The following is a 1,228-nucleotide window of genomic DNA, read 5'->3' on the forward strand; positions in this document are numbered from 1 at the left end:
GGCCAAGCGTCCGCGGCTGTGAGCGCAGGGGGGCGGCTTCCCAGCGCCCCGGCCGCCACGGATAATCCGCCCATTCCAATAAGAAGCCGTGAGTCCGTATGAGCGATACCGCAGAGAGCCTCGCCACCCCCGCCACCGAGGCGGCGCGCAAGGGGCGCAAGAACAACCCGGAGAAGACCCGCGAGAGCATCCTTCTGGCGGCGGTCGACGAGTTCGTCCGCCACGGCCTGTCCGGCGCGCGGGTCGACGCCATCGCCGAGCGCACCCACACCTCCAAGCGGATGATCTACTACTACTTCGCCAGCAAGGAGCAGCTCTACCTGGCGGTGCTGGAGAAGCTCTACGGCGATATCCGCAACACCGAGGCGCGGCTGCACCTGGGCGAGCTGACGCCGCCGGAAGCGATCCGCCGGCTGATCGAGTTCACCTTCGACCACCACGACCGCAACGTCGACTTCGTGCGTATCGTCAGCATCGAGAACATCCATCACGGCGAACACATCACCCGCTCCGAGGTGATCCCGACGCTGAACAACTCGGTGCTCGAGGCCATCGCCGACATTCTCCGCCGCGGCGAGGCCGAGGGGCTGTTTCGCAGTGGCCTGAACCCGCTGGACATCCATATGCTGATCAGCTCGTTCTGCTTCTACCGGGTGTCCAACCGCCACACCTTCGGCACCATCTTCCAGATCGACCTGTCCGCCGAGGACAACAAGCAGCGCCACAAGCAGGTGATCTGCGAATCGGTGCTGCGCTATATGCAGGCCTGAGACGAGGGCGCCGTGCGCGCCAAATTCGCCACTGCCAGGGTGCGCACATGGCACACCCCGTGCGGTTTGGCATCGCTCAGTAAAAAAGGGCCCGCAGGCCCTTTCTATTGTTCGGCGCTCGCCTAGAAACTGGCGAAATGCGCCAGCATGCGCTGGGCATCGGCCTGCCGGCCGCTGAACAGCTCGAACGCCTTGACCGCCTGGAACACCGCCATATTGCCGCCGTCCAGGGTCTGGCAGCCGAGGGCGCGGGCGTCGCGCAGCAGCTCGGTCTCCAGCGGGAAGTAGACGATCTCCGCCACCCACAGCGCCGGGCGCAGCAGCGCCTTGGGCACCGGCGTGCCGGGCAGCTTGGCCATGCCCATCGGGGTGGTGTTGACCAGGCCGTCGGCCACCGCCATGGCGGCCGCCAGGTCGCTGCCGGCCAGGGCGCGACCGGCGCCGAAGTGCTGGTTGAG

At 66.8% G+C, this 1,228-nt stretch carries 1 protein-coding gene and 1 pseudogene; one reads left to right on the forward strand and one right to left on the reverse strand.

The window, feature by feature from the left end; translation table 11 throughout:
* Positions 1 to 98 precede the first annotated feature (98 nt).
* On the forward strand, positions 99 to 770 hold the full coding sequence (locus tag N878_RS21290) for a TetR family transcriptional regulator (RefSeq protein ID WP_021445556.1): 672 nt from the start codon (positions 99 to 101) through the stop codon (positions 768 to 770).
* A gap of 122 nt (positions 771 to 892) precedes the next feature.
* On the opposite strand, the pseudogene N878_RS21295 reads toward N878_RS21290, so the two are convergent.
* A pseudogene (locus tag N878_RS21295) lies at positions 893 to 1,228 on the reverse strand (shikimate dehydrogenase); the annotation flags it as partial.

Source organism: Pseudomonas sp. EGD-AK9, assembly GCF_000465935.2.
Taxonomy (GTDB): Bacteria; Pseudomonadota; Gammaproteobacteria; order Pseudomonadales; family Pseudomonadaceae; genus Aquipseudomonas.